The following is a 16,074-nucleotide window of genomic DNA, read 5'->3' as shown; positions in this document are numbered from 1 at the left end:
GAACCATGATGGCAGCCCTTGGCCAATTTGTATTTGGCCTCTCGACCCTGGCCTACATCGAACTGCAGCGCAGCCAGGAATGGCGCCACCCCAGCAGCAGCCGGGTAGGCGACCGGCCCGCGCGCCAGTATGTCGGACCAGGCGATGACAAGATCACATTGACCGGCCTGCAGGTGCCCGAGTTCATGGGCGACCGCAAGGCCCTTGACCGCCTGGCCGATATGGCTGACGCAGGCATGGCTTACAACCTGTTCACTGGCAACGATGCCATGGGCGCTTGGATAATCGAGAGCATAAACACCACTCGAACCGTCTTCATCCGCGAAGGTGCCGCGCGCAAGGTGGAGTTCACGCTATCGCTGGCCCGCGTGGATGCACAGCAGGTTGATCCGTCTGGCGGCTTGGACACCGGCCCAGACAGCGGCGCTGGAGATAACGATTGGTATGCCGGCGATCCCTGGGACTGGTGGCTAAATGGCGATGGGGAGTGGTAAGCAATGGCAGAGACAACCCCACCGGAAGCGCTGGATGCTGGCAACGACTACCGCCAGCCCACCTACCTGCTTACCATCAACGGAAGGGACATAACGCCAAAGATCAACGGGCGCTTGATCCGCATTGCGTTGACAGAGAGCCGGGGCGAAGAAGCCGACCAGCTCGATGTGGAGCTGAGCGACCATGACGGAAAGCTGGCCATTCCCCCAAAGGGCGCCATCGTGGCGCTGCGCTGGGGTTGGGTGGGCCACGGCCTGGTGGATAAGGGTGAATTTACCGTGGACGAAATCAGCCACAACGGCACGCCCGATGTGCTGAACATCCGCGCCCGCAGTGCCAACCTGGGCAAGGGCCTGCGCAGCCGCACCAGCAGCAGCTGGCACGACACCACCCTGGGCCAGATCGTGCAAGACATTGCTAAGGCCAACGGGATGGAGGCCAAGGTGGGTGCAAGCCTGACCAGCAAGCGCGTGCAGCACATCGACCAGACCAACGAAAGCCCGGTGCATTTTCTGACCCGCATTGGCCGCCAGCACGACGCCGTGGCCACGGTCAAAAAGGGCGTGCTGCTGTTCCTGCCGATCAACGGCGCAGCGACCGCCAGCGGCAAGGCCATGCCCGCCGTAGTGCTGAACCGCCGCGCCGGCGACCAGCACAGCTACAACAGTTCCGAGCGAGACAGCTACAGCGGCGTGCGGGCCTACTGGGGAGACACCAAAAAAAGCCAGCGCCGGGCCTCTGTCGCGGGCACCGAAACCAACCTGAAAACGCTCAAAGACACCTACGCCACCGAGGCCGACGCCCTGGCCGCTGCGCAGGCAGAGATGGGCCGCATTGTGCGCGGCAAGGCTACGCTGCAGATCAGCCTAGCCATCGGCCAGCCGTCGCTGGCGGTGCAGACGCCCGTCAAGGTCAGCGGCTTTAAACCCGAGATCGATGGCGAAGATTGGCTGATCAAAACGGTGACCAGCGAGCTGGGCGGCGATGGCGGCTTTACCACCAAGCTGGAGATGGAGCGGAACGGGGAAGATGAAGCTCCGACGCGGACTACTGACCCCGATGATCTCCCGGAAGATGGGGAATAGCGGAGCAAGAAAAAGCCACCTTTCGGTGGCTTAAATTGCAAAAGTGTGGAGCTAGTGTCCAGGCCCCAGTATCTTCGGGAGCCAAGTGCCAAGCACCGGAATCAGTTGACTTGCAACAACGGCCCCAACTGTCCATTTGATGATCGAAGATGTGGATGTTGCAACAGTAGCTTTCACGCCTTCCACAGCGGTTCTCACGCTTTCGATATCCGCCTTCGTTGCATAGTGCCTGGCAAATTCATCCTGCTTCAGCTCGATCCGCGTCAATCTTGCTTCGATTGTCGTGAGGCGTTCGCCAATCTTCTCAGCGAGGGATTCAAGTTTTGCGACACGTTGTTCCATATCTCCATTATCTGGGGGCTCGGTGCCCGAAGGCAAGGAGTTGCGGATCTTCTGGAAGTCTGCGGAGAACACGTTATTTGTCATTGTTCGTGAGCCCCTTCACTGAATTGATGAGCAAATCTGAGAAGTCGTTAGGCTTGCCGTCTTGATAGATTTTGCGACTGAGGTCAATGTTGCGATGAAAGTCTTCCGACGTTATGAGGCCTTTATCGAGCAGCGTTTTAGCCAGTGCAACGTTGATGGACAGGCTTGTTGTCGTTAGGCCTTCCACTAGGTCAGCCAGCTTGCCTAGTGCGCCTCCTAGCGCGTCGACGGGATTGGATTCATTGCTCATACATGTCCGTTAATGGTGAAAATGTCTATAGCTCAGCCACAGTAGGCCAGTAGTCCAAAAATGGTGCGATGGTGCCAATATCCCTGCATGCAGCATCTTCAACGCACCGTCTTCAAGCCTCGCGCCATAGGCTCAAGTTTTGATCTGATGGCAGCTCTACTCAACATCAAGAGAAGCAGCACCACAGCTCCCGGTATGGCTTGTAAGCCTCTTTCTTCTTGCTTCACCCATTGCTATCCCTTAAAACCGCCGACCGTTCCACCCATACACCACCATGCCGCAGATCCGCACTTCGTGGCCGCCGTTCAGAATGTCGGTCTGCTTGATCGCCGGGTTGTCGCTGCTGATCTCGTACCTGCCGTCAATCCGCTGTCTCACTCGCTTGATGAACAAGCGCTGATGCGCTTCTAGGACATACACCCCATCGGCATCAACCGAGTGAATATCGGTGTCCACAAGGGCAAAGTCACCGCTTTCCAGGGTACCGCGCATGCTATCCCCGTAGGCATGCACTAAGCGCAATGCCTCGGGCCGGCTGCGCGGGAGGTTCATCTGCACCCAAGTCAGGGACACGGGCACATCTCCCATCACCACATCGGCAGCCAGTGCTTCGCTGCCTGGGCCCATGCTTCCGGTGGCGCTGAGAAGAGGCACATATAGCGTGTCTTCTGAATGGGCGGGGGTGGGTGCGGGGCCTGTGAGCCCGGGGCGCCTAAGGGCCAATACGTCCTGAATTTGGGAAGATGTGTTCTTTGTGCGCTTGCCAGTGATGATGTACGCAACATCAAATCCCAGATTCTGGAGGTGGCCGAGGTATTCGGCTTTCGGAGTCGCTATGCCCTTCTCCCACCCGTAGATGGTGGTCGCTGGCCATAGGCCGGGGCGTTGCAGATCGGCCACTTTCATGTTCTGCAGCTCCCGTTCCTCCCTCAAGCGATTACCAATTTCCGTCTTAATGGACGAAATATCGTAATCATCATTGCTAGATTCCATAAATTTCTTGCCAATTTCTAAATTTAGAAATATCATGCAGCCGTAACACCAAATTACGTCCCTTCTGGGGATGGTACACGACACCGCCGTAGGCGGGGAGGCTTGGCAAATGAACACAAACGCATCAACTCGCGACAGCGACCTAAAGCAGCTTCGTGCTGAACGCGGCGAAGTCCGCAAGAAAATTTCATCCCTGGTTCAACGTGCCGCTGCCGACGCTGGCTTCACGGGGGCTGACTTGCGCGGGGAGGCTAAGAACAGCGTCAAAGCCATCTACCTTGCCGTTTGGAACTACCTCATCAAGCAGCCCAAGGGCGAGCAAGTCCTCACGAATACCAAAGTAGATGCCAAAAGAATCCATGTCGATGGTGCGGCAGATGACGCCGCTGCCATTGCGCAGCGCAATACGGTAGCTGCTTCCAGCGTCCCACGGACTGGCATGCTTTTTTGTGATGGCCAGTACTTTCTTGTCGATGGCGAGCGCCTCTACCCCTTTGATGCGCTGTGTGTGCATGGTGTTGTTTCCCCTTTGGATGACGATTGGTTTACCGCACTGCAGTACGGCATGGCGGTTGCGTGCGAGAAGGCGCGGACGAATGAAGCGGTGCAGGCTTCTGCAATCCCTTGGCCCAATGCGGCGCAGTAACTCCGAGTAACCACAAATCGTACACGACACCGCCGTAGGCGGGGAGGCTTGGCAAATGGCATACAAGAACCCGGATCACGCACGCACGGCCAAGAAGACCGTGCGATTCCGCCCAGAGGACTGGGCCATGTTGGAAGCAATGGCCCAGCGCCTGAAAACTGAACCAGCAACGCTGGTCTACGACATGACCATGCGCCGGGTGGATAACGAGCTGCAGGCATTGGGCCTGGGCGATGTTTCGCCCCAACATAGCGCCGGCGCCGCCTGCTAATTGGCGGCACCCGCACAAAACAAGCGGCAATGACCCATGCAGCTTTCCATCGAGCAGATCGGCTACAGCAAAGACCAGCTGGCAAAGCTGGAGCTGTACCGCCAGGCGATGCAGCTGCCAAGCATTGAAGCGGCTATAGAGCAGCTCAACCGCAGGCAGTTAGACGCCATGGTGGCGGCCATGACCGGTAAGCGGCCAGGCCCGCAGCTGGCAATCAACAACACAACGGCAAAAGCCGGGAGCGCAGATGACAACAGCAACAATCCAACGTGAGCGCCTGACGCAACTGGCGCGCAGCCGCAAGCCAGGCGCATTGGTGGCCAAGGCAGCGCGGCCAATCAAGAAGCTGGCCAGCATGCGCCTGTTTGATAAAGAAATGCAGGAGGCCGACGCGCTGGCGGGTGCCAAGTGCTGGAACCGGGGCTTTTTCCTGCGCACCGTGTTCTTGATGGGCTGGCAGCAGCTGCAGGCCCAAGAGGATCAGCTGCAGTACTTCTTCGGCAGCCGCGTGGACGCTAAGCCTGCCGGCGAGGCGGCCAAGTACCCCAACGTGCTGGCCGGCCTGCGCATCTTCCCGTCCGAGCAGCAGAAGGCCATGGAAATGGCCCACAGCCTGGGCCTGGAGCATGCCGCGCCGTTCCTGCGCTTTGTCTACCTGCTGGGCCTGCAGCAGTACAAGCAGCAGCGCGGCCAGGTGCAATTCTTTGCCAAGCAGTGAGCGGCTATTGAGCGGCTCAAAAGTGGCTATATCGACTGCACAAAGGCACACCATGATGCACACCACAGCAGAACAAAAGGCATTGCACAATGCGGAGCTGAAAAAGGCCGAGCTGCGCAAGCCGCGCGGCAACCACACGGGCCGCCGCCTGCGCATGGAGGGCACCCGCATGGAGTGCCCCCACTGCAAGGCAACGTGCGAAATCCGCACCAGCAAGCCAGTCAGCGCCACGATGCGCGAAACCATCTACCAATGCACCAACGTGGAATGCGGCCACACCTTTGTGGCCACCACCGAGATTGTGCGCACGCTGAGCCCCAGCGCCACGCCTGACCCCACCGTAAATCTGCCGCTGTCCACCCATGTGCGCCGCGAAATGATGCGTGTGGTACTCGACAACGCAGGCGAGGCCGCCCATGACGCGCTGTACACCCAGCCGGTGACCGGCGATCTGTTTGCGGGCGACAAGCCTGCAGGCGCTAGCAGCTAGCGCCAGAGCCGCTCAATAGCGGCCACCACCACACACCCAAACCAATCAATTTTTGCAAGGCCTGCGGGTCTGGCAGGGGCTTTTTTGCCCAAAAAAACCTTGGATCAGCAAATGCGTACCTTCCAAATGACCTACCTAAAAGACGGCGAGCAAAAGGCCCGCTGCATTCTGGCTACCGGCATTGGTGCCGCCTACGACCGCGCATTCGATTACCTGGAGCGCATTGGTTGCCTGCGCGGCGGCTGCACGGTGTATTTGGCTTGAGGTCTGCGGGATGAAGCAAGACAAGGCCGAAGCCAACGCAGTAGCCGCCGCATTGCCCTATGGCTTGCGCAAGCTGCCCGTGCGTGATGTGCCGCAGCTGCAATGCCTGGCGCCAGAGCTTGACCTGTTCCCCAAGGCGCCTGCGCGCGCTGAATTCGTCGGCCCGCCTGAAAAGGGCATTCCACGGCGTGAGCGTGCGCGTTTCATGAAGAACCGGGACTTCTTTGTGGAGAAGGCCAGCCGGGGCATGTACGCCGGCGCCGACCACGCCGAGTGGGCCAGCATCCCCGTGTCCTGGCGCGTCATCCTGATGATGGCGGGCGGCATGGGCAACATGGAAACCATCGACTACCTGGCTGGCCGCAGCTGGCAGGAGATTCCGCCCGCCGAGCGCGAAGCGGTCAAGTTCATCATCCGCGAAGCCAAAACCCTTTTTGGCCGCCTGCACGCGCTGACCTTGCGCACGGTGGAGTAAGCGCACCATGCCCGCTATCCTGCGCACCCTGCCGACTGCTGGCCTCTCTGACTGGGAGGCCAACAAGCCGCGCATGCAGATGGTGCAACACCATTTGCAGCGTGTGTTGGAGGCTGCGCCGGAGAGCTGGCAGCAGGCTATCCGCTCCCAGCTGGGCGGCGGCATGTTGGTGGACGAAAGCCTAGAGGCGCCGCCCGAGTGGGCGCAGGCCTGGGACAAGCTGCAGCAGATCGCTGGATTTGATGCGCGCTATGGGAATGCATCCCGCCTGAATCTCAGCGACTTTGAGATCTGCACCTGGGCCAAGCGCCTATCGGGCGCCGTTGGTGAGTTCCTGGCCAGCTGCCAGGCTGCCGGCATGGCCACCGGCGCCTATGAGCAATATCAGGCGCTGCTGGTGATGCTGCGCGGCACGGGGGCGCTGTCTGATGAAGACCTTGACAGCCTCTTCAAGTTCAAGCATTCGGACACGCAGGAGGATTGGGAAAAGAAGGTGGCGGCTGCAATGGAGCGGGCCTGTGATGGCGCATGGTGGCGCAAAAGGCTGCGCCGTCATGTGGCGCGCGTGGTGGAGGCCGGCGCCATCCGCCTGGGCCTGGTCAATGTGGCCAGGGGCCGTTACATCAGCCACGACGGCCTGCAGCGCCGCCAAGCCCAGATCAAGCGCAACATCGATGTGCTGACTCGCAGCCTGTACCGCAATGAGGCGGGCCAGGTGTATACGCTGGCCGAGTTGGCTGCGCTAGGCACCGCTAACCCTGCTGTGCGCGGCGGCGAGCTGATGACCCGTATTCGCGGGGCTGAGGAATACGCCGACAGCCATGGCCACTTCGGTCTATTCATCACCCTGACGCTGCCCAGCAAGTACCACCCCGTGGCATTCAGTGGTGGCAAGACCAGGCCCAACGAAAAGTACCAGGGCGCCACGCCGCGCGATGGCCAAAAGTGGCTTTGCAATACCTGGGGCAAGGCCCGTGCCCAGCTGGGCCGCAAGGGCATCAAGATTTATGGTTTGCGCGTGGCAGAGCCGCACCACGACGGCACACCACATTGGCATGCCTTGCTGTGGACTGAATCCCTGGAAGATGCGCAGCAGCTCGAAAGCACGCTGCGCCGCTACTGGCTCAAGGAAGACGGAAACGAGCGCGGCGCTCAAGAGTACCGGGTGTGCATCAAGCGCATGGAAAAGGGCGGTGCGGCGGGCTATGTGGCTAAGTACATCGCCAAGAGCGTGGGCCACATTGCGTTAGCAGACCACCAAGACCTAGTAAGCGGCGAACAGGTCGTAATGGACTTCGGCGCCGAAGAAAGCCAGGGCCACCAGCGCGTGGACGCATGGGCTGCCTGCTGGGGTATTCGCCAGTTCCAAACCATTGGCATGCCGAGTGTGACGGCCTGGCGCGAGCTGCGCCGCGTCAGCCATGACCAGCTGGAGCTGTTCGCCAAAGAAGGTGACCAGTTGACCATGCGCGCATACCGCGCCTGCCACCGCCATGGCGATATCAAGGCTGATTGGCGCGTGTTCATGGAGGCCATGGGCGGCCACGCCCGCCGCCGCGATGACTGGCACCTGAAAACCGTCAATCGCATGGTCGAAGACGGCCAGGTGAACAAATACGGCGAAGAAGTAAAGGTGGGTCGCATCGTCGGCCTGACGCCGCGCAAGGGCCGCATGTCGGGCCGCTGGCTGGTGAGCCGCCGCATTGCCTGGGTGCCCGTTGCTGGTGAGTCCAGCACGCATGCATCCCATGACTTAGACGCCGCCAAAAACGGCGATGCAGCAGAACAAGCGCAGGGCACTGGCATGGCAGGTGCCCGCGTGCCGCAGGCGCGCGCTTGGACTGGTTTCAATAACTGTACGGCCCGCATCACCGGCGAGCTGCGCCGGACCATTTTGGGCGTCAGCGAGCGCGAAAAAGCGCCCACCTATCCCCAGGAAACCTTGGACTACTTCCGCCGCCTACGGCAAATGGAGGCCCAGCAGTGAAAACCACCACCGCCAAAACCACCCAGGCGGGCCGCCGCATGCGCGCCGTCAGCCCAATGCTGCAGCAGGCCCTGGATGCAGGCCGCCGCGTGTGCGACGACATGCAGGACGGCCCCGAAGCCCGCCAGGCCATGAAGCGCGAGATTTTGGAGATTGCCGACACCGATGAGCGTCTGCTTGTCGGCCTTATCGCCGGCCTGACCCACCCGCGCCTAAAGCGCGCCGATTTTTCCACCACCACCCAGCAACCAAAGGAGCAGCAGCCATGAATGCAAAACGCACTGATCCCCGCACGCACACCTACCAGCGCAAGACCGGCACCTATGTGGGCACCGGCCACGACGCCAGCCACCTGGCCGCAGTCTTTGCGGCCGAGCGCGAGCGCCTGGCCACCGAAGCGGCCAAGGCCAAGCGCCGCCGCAAGCCCAAGGCCGAAGCCGTGGCCAACCCCGACGAAAACCCCAACCAACTGCGCCTGGTTGCCTGAACCAACCGAAAGACCAACACCATGCGACACACCACCGAAATCCAACCCATGCGCAGCTACCGCGCCTTCGTTTATCCCCGTACCGCCAGCGCCTGGGATTTGGAGGGTGAAGCGGGCAGCAAGCTGGTGGACAGCATCCACCTCAAAGCCGCGAGCAGCGAAGACGCTGCCGAAAAGGCACGCCATGTGACTGGCAAGGCCGTTCTGCGCGTTGAGCGAAAGGACTGAGCAAAATGAAGCGAGACGCCTTTTCCTTGCCCCTGTCGTTTCCCGGCGAGCTGATCATTGACAACTTCGCGGGCGGCGGTGGCACAAGCACCGGGCTGGAAGCCGCATTTGGCCGCCCGGTGGATATCGCCATCAACCACGATCCTGAAGCGCTGGCCATGCATGCGGCGAATCACCCGCATACCAAGCACCTGTGCGAAAGCGTGTGGGATGTGAAGCCCGCCGAGGTGACAGGCAACCAGCCGGTGGCCCTGGTGTGGCTGTCTCCTGACTGCAAGCATTTCAGCAAGGCCAAGGGCGGCACGCCTGTGAACAAGCGCATTCGCGGCCTGGCCTGGGTGGGTATGCGCTGGGCGGCCGTGTGCAAGCCCCGCGTGCTGATGCTGGAGAACGTGGAGGAATTCCAGACCTGGGGGCCGTTGATCGTGGGTGAGGATGGCACGGCCAGGCCAGACCCTGCACGCAAGGGCAAAACCTTTGAATCGTTCGTGCGCCAGTTGAGGGGGCTGGGCTATCAGGTGGAATGGCGGGAGCTGCGCGCAAGCGACCATGGCACTCCCACCATCCGCAAGCGCTTGTTTCTCGTCGCGCGCCGCGACGGTCTGGCCATTACCTGGCCTGAGCAGACGCATGCCGAAGCTACCGACCGCCGTGTGCTGGCCGGCAAGCTGGCAGAGCAGCGCACTGCGGCCGAGTGCATCGACTTCGCGCTGCCCGCCGAAAGCGTGTTTGGCCGCAAGCGCGCCCTGGTCGACAACACCATGCGCAGGGTGGCCAAGGGACTGTGGCGCCATGTGCTGACCAGTGCGAGCCCGTTCATCGTGGGCGACAGGGCGCCATTCCTGAATGAACATGCCAACAGCAGCAGCCAGCGCACGATGGCCGCCGACGCGCCCCTGCGCACCATCTGTGCCCAGGTCAAGGGCGGCCACTTTTCGGTGGTGGCTCCTACCCTGGCCCCGCTGCGCGGCACGACAGAGCAGCACCTGCTGGGCCATTCTGTGGATGCGCCACTGTCCACCGTGGCCGCAGGCGGCACCCACCATGCGCTGGTGGGTGCCAATCTCATCACCATCGGCTACGGCGAGCGCGCAGGCCAAGAACCCCGCGTGCAGGACATTCAGACTCCGCTGGGCACCGTGGTGGCCGGTGGTGTCAAAAGCGCCCTGGCCATGGCCCATATCACCAAGTTCAACACCGGCAGCGTGGGCAGCGCCATGGATGCGCCTTTGCCGACCGTGACCGCCGGCGGCACGCCCAAACGGCCAAGCACCGGCATCCAAATGGGCATTGTGGCCGCGCACCTGACCCACCTCACCCATCACGGCGAACGAAGCGGCCACGATCCACGGCAGCCGCTGCGCACTGTCACCGGTGCACACCGTGGTGAACAAGCAATGGTGGCCGCATGCCTGGAGCAGGCCAACGGCGGCTTCTACGACGGCGACGGGCGCGCGGCTGATGATCCCATGTCCACCATCACGGCTGCCGGCAGCAACCAACGCCTGATAACCGCCTACCTGGTGAAGTACTACAGCGAGGGCGGCCAGGACAGCGCCTGCAGCGTACCAATGCACACGTTGCCCACCAAAACCCGAATGGGCCTGGTGCAGACGGCCCAGGTGCTTGCGGACACGCTGTCGCCCGAGCATGAGCAGCGTGCGCGCCAGTGTGCTGAGCTGCTGAAAAAGCACTTGCCCGAGCAGTTTCCCGATGTGGCCGAGCTGGTGATGATGTGGCACGCGGGCAACTGGTGGGCACTGGTTGACATCACCTTGCGCATGCTCAAGCCGCGCGAGCTGTTCCGCGCCCAAGGCTTCCCCAAAGACTACCGCTTTGAACGTGTGCCAGATCCTGCCCTTCTGTTCCGCAACGGCAAGCAAGTGGAAGGAAACCCGCTGGACTTGCCGCAGATCGACCTAAGCACCACCGCCCAGGTTCGCATGTGCGGGAACTCAGTTTGCCCACCGGTGGCCGAGGCCCTGGTGCGCGCCAATTTCGCCCACGAGGCACAGATTTATGGAGCTCAACATGCTTGAAAACAAACCTTTCGATTCCCTCTTGACTGAAACCAAAGATCAAATGAATGCCCGCTGGGAGAGCCGGCGTGAAGCTGACCTGGTTGCTATCTCTCTGGGCCTGGCCTATCAAGACAGCCAACAGGGGGTTGTGTACTGGACTGGCAACGGGGAGCAGTTCCGGGCTGGGTACTGGGCTGGCAGGGAAGAGCCTGCAGCCGTGGCCGTGCCGGTGAATGAGCAACTCAAGGCACTAAAAGCCAAGACTGCTTGCTGCATGGGTGTCGGCAACGGTGACGGCAATTTGTTTGTCTACGGTGATTACGACAGCATCAAGGCGGCGCAGGCCTTGGTATTGCGCGCCGAAGCTAAGGCAGCGGTGCAGGCAGTGCCTGAGCAGTGGACTGATCTGGCTCGACGGTGCCTGATTGCCATGGAGATGGCCGTGGAGTGGGGCAAAACGCGGGAGGGCCGACCGCCCGCGCAAACTTGCCTTTTTGAAATCGACGATTTGCGGGCAATGCTTGCAGCACCTCAAGCCCAGCCCGCTGATGCCTTGCCACTTACCGACGATCAGATTGAAGCTGAGTTCACTGGATCCGGTGGAATGTGGACAGGTGAATATTGGAAGATCGAGGATGCAGATTTGCACCCCTATGTGAGAAAGATCAAGGAAGGCGGTGCAGCATGAGCAAAGAAGCCGCAGAAGCTATTGGGCGTGGCCTGGCCTGGTTTGGTTTCTGGATCGCCGTTGCGGCGTACTACATCGCAATAGCAATTTTGGAAGGTGGCAAGCAATGACCAACCTGCACAGCCGAGCCATGAAGCGCGGCCTCTACCGCAAGGCGGCGCCGATGATGGCGCTGATGGTGCGCAAGAACATGGAGGCCGAATACACCAGCGTGGGGCTGCACTGCGTGCAGGCCGATCACCAGTCAAACCAGACCGAGCTGCTGGCCCGCCTGGCCTATCTGCTTGGAATGGGCGCCGAGATTGCGCGAGCCATTCCGGTGGCCGGCGACAACCGGCCAGGCCTACACCAGGCGCTGGCCACCGTGGTCGACATGGCGGTGGACGGGCACCGCTGGGATTCCAGCTGGGGCGCCCAGCTGTCGCTGGCTGCCGATATCAGCATTGATCTGTTCTGCAGCTACGGCAACTTGGCAAGGCGGTTTGAGCCTGGCGCGCGCCTGCTGTCGCAGCATGTGATGGCGGGCACGGTGAGCGCAGATGTGATCAAACAGCTGGAATTTCCAGCTGTATATTTGGTGGCCTGAGCATGGGCATTTACCGAATGAACAAAGAAGAAGTGCTGGCCGAAATGGACGTTGCCGAAATGACGCTGCGCAACCTGATCGAGAACCACGGCTTCCCGCACCCGCGCAAGGCGGGGCCGCAAAAGCTGTTTTGGCTGGTCAGCGAGATTGTGACCTGGCTGGAGAGCTGTCCTAAAGCATGGGGTGGGGATCTTCGTGTAGCTGATAAAAGCTGATAATGCTTGGGCAAACAAGGTACAACCATGGACGAAAAAATGCGTAAGAAAATCGAGCTCGCCGCCCAAGCCGCTGGGGCGAGCCGCTATCCAGAAAATGGTCCATGGGAGTATTTTTTTGTTCGTGGGATACAAAGAACCGATGATGATGGGATGGATTTCACCGAATGGAATGCTTGGGACGACGACGGTGATGCTTGGCGGCTTGCTTCAAAACTGGGAATGTTGGTCGATATCGACTACTCCCGCAAAGTAGTAGGTGTTTCGATACGCTATGACAACGGTAAGAAGCTTGGCTTTTTCCAAGTTGACATAGGCGCTGATCCGGCAGAAGCTGCGCGCCATGCAGTCGTTGAAGCAGCGTCTATTTATCAGGATGCTATGATTACTCCTGCTGCTGGCCCGCCAAAATCAGATGGCCTGGAGCCGCATAATCCGCCCACTCCTGCATAATCACCGTCCTTTTTTCCAGCATGTCGCCGCGTCTATACGCGGCTTCTGTTTTTGTGTCGATGGCATGTGCCAAGCACAGCTCTATTGCATCGCGTGGATGGTGCGTGCATTCCCCAGCCCAGTCGCGGAAGGTGGAGCGGAAACCATGCGGCACGGCCTCGGGGTAGTGCCGGCGCATCACCGCAGTTAGGGACATATCGGAGAGCATGCCGCCGCGATTGGAAACAAACACCAGGTCATCCGGCTCGCCTGGCTTCAATTGGCTCAGCATGGCAAGTGCCTGCGCAGGCAACGGCACGCGGTGAAGGCGTTTGCTTTTCATGCGTTCAGCGGGCACAAGCCATAGGCCAGCAGATAGATCTAGTTCTCCCCAGCGCATGCCGCGCAGTTCACCGGATCGCGTCGACGTCAAGATGAGCATCTGCAGCGCGCGGGCGCTTTGGCCTTTCACACTGCAAAGGCGCTGGTAAAAATCAGGCAGGGCGGCGTAAGGCACGGCAGGGTGGTGCTGAACGGGTGCCACCTTGTTGGGGTTCGCTAGAACGTGTTCTAGCAGGCCCTTCCATTTGGCAGGGTTAGGCCCGCCGCGGTGACCGTGGACGGTTGACCAATCAAGGATTTGCTCGATGCGCCCCCGCACTCGCGTGGCTGTTTCCGTCTTAGTCTTCCAAATTGGCGACAGGACACGCAGCACATGCGCCTGTTCAATGTCTGCCACGTTCAGGTGGCCAATGACGGGGAAAGCGTACGTTGCCAGTGTGCTGCGCCACTGGTTGACGTGCTTTAGATTGCGCCATGTGCTCTCATGCTCTTTGATAAATTTCTCTGCTGCCTGCTCGAATGGCATCTGGTAGGAGGCTGCAAGGCGGGCGGCTTCACGCTCAGCGGCGCGCACCTGCAAAGGATCCGCGCCACTGTTGCGCAAGGTGAGAGCAGCCCGCGCTGCGTCTCTGGCAGCTGCCAGCCCCACAGCGGGATAGCTGCCCAAGCCCATGCGCTTACGCGCCCGGTGGTGTGTGTACCGATAGACCCATGAACGAGAACCACCGATGATCTGCAGATACAGCCCGGTTACCCCACCAACCGCGTGCGCTCCTTCTTCGCGTAGGCGAGAGACTTCCAAGGCAGTTTTTTCAAGAATGCGTTTCGGCATAGGGGAGTTCCACAGGCCGTCAGATGGGCCATCAAAATTTAGATTGGGGTAGTTAGGCGTTCCAGATAAGTACTGTATATAACACCAGTGAACTGAGCGTAACACGTTGGAGTATATAGAGCAATAGGCCGCGATTGGGCATGAAAAAAGCACCCTCAAGGGGTGCTTTTTCGTGTTCTGGCGGAGAAGGCGGGATTCGAACCCGCGGTGGGCTATTAACCCACACACGCTTTCCAGGCGTGCGACTTAAACCACTCATCCACCTCTCCGCATGTTTTGTACGTTTTACATCCTGTGGTGGCCAGGAAATAAAAAGCCAAGCGTGGACAGCTTGGCTGACAATTTCACCTGTTGACTGGCGGAGAGGGCGGGATTCGAACCCGCGGTGGGCTATTAACCCACACACGCTTTCCAGGCGTGCGACTTAAACCACTCATCCACCTCTCCAGTCGGTGAAGCGTGTATTCTAGCCTGAAATTTGGCGCCTTCCAGCAAAGCGGGGCCTTGTTTGGCAAAAATGCAGCGCGGCCCCAGGAGGGCGCGCGCTGCATCTGCGTTGGCGGGGTGGTTACTGGCCCTTGCCGGTCTGGATCATGCGCATGGCCGAGGTGATCAGGCTGGAGACCTCGGTCATGTTGCTCGGGACGACCAAGGTAGTAGTCGCGTCGCTCGCCAGCTTGCCGTAGGCGTGCACGGCCTGCTCAGCCACCTTCAGCTGCACGGCTTGCTCGCCGCCGGGCTGGCGGATGGCGGTCGCAATGCGCTCGAGCGCCTGGGCAGTGGCATCAGCCACCGCAGTGATCGATGCGGCCTCGCCTTGCGCCTTGTTGATGGCGGCTTGCTTCTCACCTTCGGAGCGGGCGATGAAGGCCTCGCGCTCACCGGTGGCGATATTGATCTGTTCCTGGCGGCGGCCTTCAGAGGCGGCAATCAGCGCGCGCTTTTCACGCTCGGCAGTGATCTGGGCTTGCATGGAGCGCAGGATTTCTGCCGGTGGCGTCAAATCCTTGATCTCGTAGCGCAACACCTTCACGCCCCAGTTGAGCGCGGCCTCGTCGATCGCCGAGACGATCTGGGCATTGATCATGTCGCGCTCTTCAAAGGTCTTGTCCAGCTCCAGCTTGCCGATCACGCTGCGCAGCGAGGTCTGGGCCAGCTGGGTGACGGCCATGATGTAGTTGGACGAGCCGTAGCTGGCGCGCATCGGGTCGGTCACCTGGAAGTACAGGATGCCGTCTACCTGCAGCTGGGTGTTGTCGCGCGTAATGCAGACCTGGCTGGGGACATCCAGCGGAATTTCCTTCAAGCTGTGCTTGTAGGCGACTTTGTCGACAAAGGGAATGATGAAGCGCGGGCCGGGGGCCAGGGTGCCGGCGTAACGGCCCAGGCGTTCTTTGACCCAGGCGTGCTGCTGGGGCACGATCTTGACGGACATCGCAATGAAGATGATGGCGATGACAAATATGATGATGGCGACTTCCATGGACTCTCCTCATGGACGCACTGCTAAGTGCAACGCGCCCGTTTTTTCGGTGATTGGCTGGGGATGGCTCCCTGGCTCAACGGTCTTGGCCATTACACCACGCGGGTGTGATGGGCCAAGTGGCGGTGGTGGGGCATGGGTTGGGCTGCGCCTGTTATGTTTTGTTGCCCCGGTGATGGGAATACGCGCTTAGTGCGCGGCGGGCTCGGCAGGTTCCACCAGCAGGCGGTTACCGTCGAGCCGCACCACGCGGTAGGCGCCGGGCAGCGCAGGGTGTTGGCCCAGCAGTGCAGCCGTCCAGGGCGCGCCGCGGTAGCGCACCTGGGCGCAGCGGTCGGCATCCCAGTGTTCGATGTGGACCAGCTCGCCAATGTCCAGGTGCATGTCCTGATCGCGCTCACCCGAGAGCAGCGAGCCGCGGCGTTTTTGCCGCAGGTAGCAGGCCAGCACGGTGGCTGCGCCCACGATGGCGGCGACCAGGATCTGCGTGACTTCATTGGCACCCAGGTGCGCAGCGATGGCAGCGGCAGCCATGCCAATGGCGACCATCAGCAAATACAGCGTGCCGGTGAGCAGCTCGGCGACGACGGCCAGGCCGGTCAGCAGCCACCACACGGTTGACATCTCCATAGCTCCCTCCTTGTTCGATTAGGTTTGTTG

24 protein-coding genes and 2 tRNA genes are annotated in these 16,074 nt (G+C 60.7%); 18 read left to right on the top strand and 8 right to left on the bottom strand.

Annotated features, from left to right (window positions below; genetic code table 11):
• Positions 1–5: 5 nt before the first annotated feature.
• Both DCO45_RS19625 and DCO45_RS19620 read left to right on the top strand, forming a co-directional pair.
• Positions 6–494 (top strand): phage tail protein, encoded by a 489-nt coding sequence (locus DCO45_RS19625; protein ID WP_116927388.1) that lies wholly within the window; start codon positions 6–8, stop codon positions 492–494.
• 3 nt (positions 495–497) lie between these two features.
• Positions 498–1,580, top strand: a complete 1,083-nt coding sequence (locus tag DCO45_RS19620; RefSeq protein ID WP_116927387.1) for a contractile injection system protein, VgrG/Pvc8 family — start codon at positions 498–500, stop codon at positions 1,578–1,580.
• Positions 1,581–1,631: 51 nt separating this feature from the next.
• Here DCO45_RS19620 and DCO45_RS19615 read toward each other — a convergent pair whose 3' ends face one another.
• The 3 genes from DCO45_RS19615 to DCO45_RS19605 all read right to left on the bottom strand — a co-directional run bounded on the left by DCO45_RS19615 (position 1,632) and on the right by DCO45_RS19605 (position 3,285).
• The gene (locus DCO45_RS19615) at positions 1,632–2,006 is read right to left on the bottom strand and encodes a hypothetical protein (protein WP_133248216.1); all 375 of its coding nucleotides are present in this window, start codon (positions 2,004–2,006) and stop codon (positions 1,632–1,634) included.
• Positions 1,996–2,256, bottom strand: coding sequence for a hypothetical protein (locus DCO45_RS19610; protein WP_116927385.1), 261 nt, complete (start codon positions 2,254–2,256; stop codon positions 1,996–1,998). Before DCO45_RS19610 ends, DCO45_RS19615 begins: the two co-directional genes overlap by 11 nt.
• A gap of 240 nt (positions 2,257–2,496) precedes the next feature.
• A complete protein-coding gene (locus DCO45_RS19605; RefSeq protein WP_243419429.1) occupies positions 2,497–3,285 on the bottom strand; it encodes a S24 family peptidase in 789 nt (262 codons plus the stop codon).
• Positions 3,286–3,358: 73 nt separating this feature from the next.
• Here DCO45_RS19605 and DCO45_RS19600 point away from each other — a divergent pair, with 73 nt between their 5' ends.
• The 16 genes from DCO45_RS19600 to DCO45_RS22790 all read left to right on the top strand — a co-directional run bounded on the left by DCO45_RS19600 (position 3,359) and on the right by DCO45_RS22790 (position 12,778).
• Positions 3,359–3,895, top strand: a complete 537-nt coding sequence (locus DCO45_RS19600; RefSeq protein ID WP_133248215.1) for a hypothetical protein — start codon at positions 3,359–3,361, stop codon at positions 3,893–3,895.
• A 127-nt stretch (positions 3,896–4,022) separates the two neighbouring features.
• Positions 4,023–4,166, top strand: a complete 144-nt coding sequence (locus tag DCO45_RS23060; RefSeq protein ID WP_165841237.1) for a hypothetical protein — start codon at positions 4,023–4,025, stop codon at positions 4,164–4,166.
• 36 nt (positions 4,167–4,202) lie between these two features.
• On the top strand, positions 4,203–4,439 hold the full coding sequence (locus DCO45_RS19590) for a hypothetical protein (protein WP_116927382.1): 237 nt from the start codon (positions 4,203–4,205) through the stop codon (positions 4,437–4,439).
• A complete protein-coding gene (locus DCO45_RS19585) occupies positions 4,414–4,884 on the top strand; it encodes a hypothetical protein (RefSeq protein WP_133248214.1) in 471 nt (156 codons plus the stop codon). The genes DCO45_RS19590 and DCO45_RS19585 overlap by 26 nt, the downstream gene beginning before the upstream one ends.
• A 52-nt stretch (positions 4,885–4,936) precedes the next feature.
• On the top strand, positions 4,937–5,374 hold the full coding sequence (locus DCO45_RS19580) for an ogr/Delta-like zinc finger family protein (RefSeq protein WP_116927380.1): 438 nt from the start codon (positions 4,937–4,939) through the stop codon (positions 5,372–5,374).
• A gap of 111 nt (positions 5,375–5,485) precedes the next feature.
• On the top strand, positions 5,486–5,638 hold the full coding sequence (locus tag DCO45_RS23055) for a hypothetical protein (RefSeq protein ID WP_021025320.1): 153 nt from the start codon (positions 5,486–5,488) through the stop codon (positions 5,636–5,638).
• Positions 5,639–5,648: 10 nt separating this feature from the next.
• Positions 5,649–6,113 carry a hypothetical protein gene (locus DCO45_RS19575; protein WP_116927379.1) on the top strand — a complete coding sequence of 155 codons (465 nt, stop codon included), beginning with the start codon at positions 5,649–5,651 and terminating at the stop codon, positions 6,111–6,113.
• Between the two features lie 7 nt (positions 6,114–6,120).
• Positions 6,121–8,100 carry a replication endonuclease gene (locus DCO45_RS19570; RefSeq protein ID WP_116927378.1) on the top strand — a complete coding sequence of 660 codons (1,980 nt, stop codon included), beginning with the start codon at positions 6,121–6,123 and terminating at the stop codon, positions 8,098–8,100.
• A complete protein-coding gene (locus DCO45_RS19565; RefSeq protein ID WP_116927377.1) occupies positions 8,097–8,369 on the top strand; it encodes a hypothetical protein in 273 nt (90 codons plus the stop codon). Before DCO45_RS19570 ends, DCO45_RS19565 begins: the two co-directional genes overlap by 4 nt.
• Positions 8,366–8,587 (top strand): hypothetical protein, encoded by a 222-nt coding sequence (locus DCO45_RS19560; RefSeq protein ID WP_116927376.1) that lies wholly within the window; start codon positions 8,366–8,368, stop codon positions 8,585–8,587. Before DCO45_RS19565 ends, DCO45_RS19560 begins: the two co-directional genes overlap by 4 nt.
• Positions 8,588–8,608: 21 nt before the next feature.
• Complete coding sequence (locus DCO45_RS19555) at positions 8,609–8,815, top strand: hypothetical protein (protein WP_116927375.1); 207 nt, start codon at positions 8,609–8,611, stop codon at positions 8,813–8,815.
• 5 nt (positions 8,816–8,820) lie between these two features.
• On the top strand, positions 8,821–10,854 hold the full coding sequence (locus DCO45_RS19550) for a DNA cytosine methyltransferase (protein ID WP_116927374.1): 2,034 nt from the start codon (positions 8,821–8,823) through the stop codon (positions 10,852–10,854).
• The gene (locus tag DCO45_RS19545; RefSeq protein ID WP_133248213.1) at positions 10,847–11,524 is read left to right on the top strand and encodes a hypothetical protein; all 678 of its coding nucleotides are present in this window, start codon (positions 10,847–10,849) and stop codon (positions 11,522–11,524) included. The genes DCO45_RS19550 and DCO45_RS19545 overlap by 8 nt, the downstream gene beginning before the upstream one ends.
• A 106-nt stretch (positions 11,525–11,630) precedes the next feature.
• Positions 11,631–12,110: a hypothetical protein gene (locus tag DCO45_RS19540; protein ID WP_116927372.1), complete on the top strand. Its 480-nt coding sequence runs from the start codon at positions 11,631–11,633 to the stop codon at positions 12,108–12,110.
• Positions 12,111–12,127: 17 nt separating this feature from the next.
• Positions 12,128–12,325, top strand: a complete 198-nt coding sequence (locus tag DCO45_RS19535; RefSeq protein WP_116927371.1) for a hypothetical protein — start codon at positions 12,128–12,130, stop codon at positions 12,323–12,325.
• 27 nt (positions 12,326–12,352) lie between these two features.
• Positions 12,353–12,778 (top strand): hypothetical protein, encoded by a 426-nt coding sequence (locus DCO45_RS22790; protein WP_133248212.1) that lies wholly within the window; start codon positions 12,353–12,355, stop codon positions 12,776–12,778.
• Here the strand turns inward: DCO45_RS22790 and DCO45_RS19530 are convergent.
• From DCO45_RS19530 to DCO45_RS19510, 5 genes are all read right to left on the bottom strand, one after another.
• Positions 12,711–13,931 (bottom strand): site-specific integrase, encoded by a 1,221-nt coding sequence (locus tag DCO45_RS19530; RefSeq protein ID WP_116927370.1) that lies wholly within the window; start codon positions 13,929–13,931, stop codon positions 12,711–12,713. The two genes, DCO45_RS22790 and DCO45_RS19530, sit on opposite strands and share 68 nt — an antisense overlap.
• 178 nt (positions 13,932–14,109) lie before the next feature.
• Positions 14,110–14,200: transfer RNA gene (locus DCO45_RS19525), tRNA-Ser, on the bottom strand.
• 87 nt (positions 14,201–14,287) lie between these two features.
• Positions 14,288–14,378 (bottom strand) — tRNA-Ser (locus tag DCO45_RS19520).
• A 121-nt stretch (positions 14,379–14,499) separates the two neighbouring features.
• Positions 14,500–15,414: a stomatin-like protein gene (locus DCO45_RS19515; protein ID WP_021028801.1), complete on the bottom strand. Its 915-nt coding sequence runs from the start codon at positions 15,412–15,414 to the stop codon at positions 14,500–14,502.
• Positions 15,415–15,603: 189 nt separating this feature from the next.
• Entirely contained in the window at positions 15,604–16,044 is a 441-nt protein-coding gene (locus DCO45_RS19510) for an NfeD family protein (protein WP_116927369.1), read from the bottom strand.
• Between the last annotated feature and the right edge of the window lie 30 nt (positions 16,045–16,074).

Origin of the sequence: Comamonas sp. JNW (genome assembly GCF_003105075.1) — a bacterium.
GTDB lineage: Bacteria > Pseudomonadota > Gammaproteobacteria > Burkholderiales > Burkholderiaceae_C > Comamonas > Comamonas squillarum.
Note: the sequence above shows the minus strand (reverse complement) of the source record. Positions and strands in the feature narration are given on the sequence as shown.

Excerpts from the sequence above, each read along its gene's own strand:
- DCO45_RS19530 (WP_116927370.1), bottom strand. The coding sequence starts at position 13,931 with ATGCCGAAACGCATTCTTGAAAAAACTGCCTTGGAAGTCTCTCGCCTA.
- DCO45_RS19585 (WP_133248214.1), top strand. The coding sequence starts at position 4,414 with ATGACAACAGCAACAATCCAACGTGAGCGCCTGACGCAACTGGCGCGC.
- DCO45_RS19610 (WP_116927385.1), bottom strand. The coding sequence starts at position 2,256 with ATGAGCAATGAATCCAATCCCGTCGACGCGCTAGGAGGCGCACTAGGC.
- DCO45_RS19590 (WP_116927382.1), top strand. The coding sequence starts at position 4,203 with ATGCAGCTTTCCATCGAGCAGATCGGCTACAGCAAAGACCAGCTGGCA.
- DCO45_RS19600 (WP_133248215.1), top strand. The coding sequence starts at position 3,359 with ATGAACACAAACGCATCAACTCGCGACAGCGACCTAAAGCAGCTTCGT.
- DCO45_RS19515 (WP_021028801.1), bottom strand. The coding sequence starts at position 15,414 with ATGGAAGTCGCCATCATCATATTTGTCATCGCCATCATCTTCATTGCG.
- DCO45_RS19555 (WP_116927375.1), top strand. The coding sequence starts at position 8,609 with ATGCGACACACCACCGAAATCCAACCCATGCGCAGCTACCGCGCCTTC.
- DCO45_RS19620 (WP_116927387.1), top strand. The coding sequence starts at position 498 with ATGGCAGAGACAACCCCACCGGAAGCGCTGGATGCTGGCAACGACTAC.
- DCO45_RS19580 (WP_116927380.1), top strand. The coding sequence starts at position 4,937 with ATGATGCACACCACAGCAGAACAAAAGGCATTGCACAATGCGGAGCTG.
- DCO45_RS19575 (WP_116927379.1), top strand. The coding sequence starts at position 5,649 with ATGAAGCAAGACAAGGCCGAAGCCAACGCAGTAGCCGCCGCATTGCCC.
- DCO45_RS19625 (WP_116927388.1), top strand. The coding sequence starts at position 6 with ATGATGGCAGCCCTTGGCCAATTTGTATTTGGCCTCTCGACCCTGGCC.
- DCO45_RS19510 (WP_116927369.1), bottom strand. The coding sequence starts at position 16,044 with ATGGAGATGTCAACCGTGTGGTGGCTGCTGACCGGCCTGGCCGTCGTC.
- DCO45_RS19570 (WP_116927378.1), top strand. The coding sequence starts at position 6,121 with ATGCCCGCTATCCTGCGCACCCTGCCGACTGCTGGCCTCTCTGACTGG.
- DCO45_RS19560 (WP_116927376.1), top strand. The coding sequence starts at position 8,366 with ATGAATGCAAAACGCACTGATCCCCGCACGCACACCTACCAGCGCAAG.
- DCO45_RS19545 (WP_133248213.1), top strand. The coding sequence starts at position 10,847 with ATGCTTGAAAACAAACCTTTCGATTCCCTCTTGACTGAAACCAAAGAT.
- DCO45_RS22790 (WP_133248212.1), top strand. The coding sequence starts at position 12,353 with ATGGACGAAAAAATGCGTAAGAAAATCGAGCTCGCCGCCCAAGCCGCT.
- DCO45_RS19550 (WP_116927374.1), top strand. The coding sequence starts at position 8,821 with ATGAAGCGAGACGCCTTTTCCTTGCCCCTGTCGTTTCCCGGCGAGCTG.
- DCO45_RS19615 (WP_133248216.1), bottom strand. The coding sequence starts at position 2,006 with ATGACAAATAACGTGTTCTCCGCAGACTTCCAGAAGATCCGCAACTCC.
- DCO45_RS23055 (WP_021025320.1), top strand. The coding sequence starts at position 5,486 with ATGCGTACCTTCCAAATGACCTACCTAAAAGACGGCGAGCAAAAGGCC.
- DCO45_RS19535 (WP_116927371.1), top strand. The coding sequence starts at position 12,128 with ATGAACAAAGAAGAAGTGCTGGCCGAAATGGACGTTGCCGAAATGACG.
- DCO45_RS19540 (WP_116927372.1), top strand. The coding sequence starts at position 11,631 with ATGACCAACCTGCACAGCCGAGCCATGAAGCGCGGCCTCTACCGCAAG.
- DCO45_RS19605 (WP_243419429.1), bottom strand. The coding sequence starts at position 3,285 with ATGATATTTCTAAATTTAGAAATTGGCAAGAAATTTATGGAATCTAGC.
- DCO45_RS23060 (WP_165841237.1), top strand. The coding sequence starts at position 4,023 with ATGTTGGAAGCAATGGCCCAGCGCCTGAAAACTGAACCAGCAACGCTG.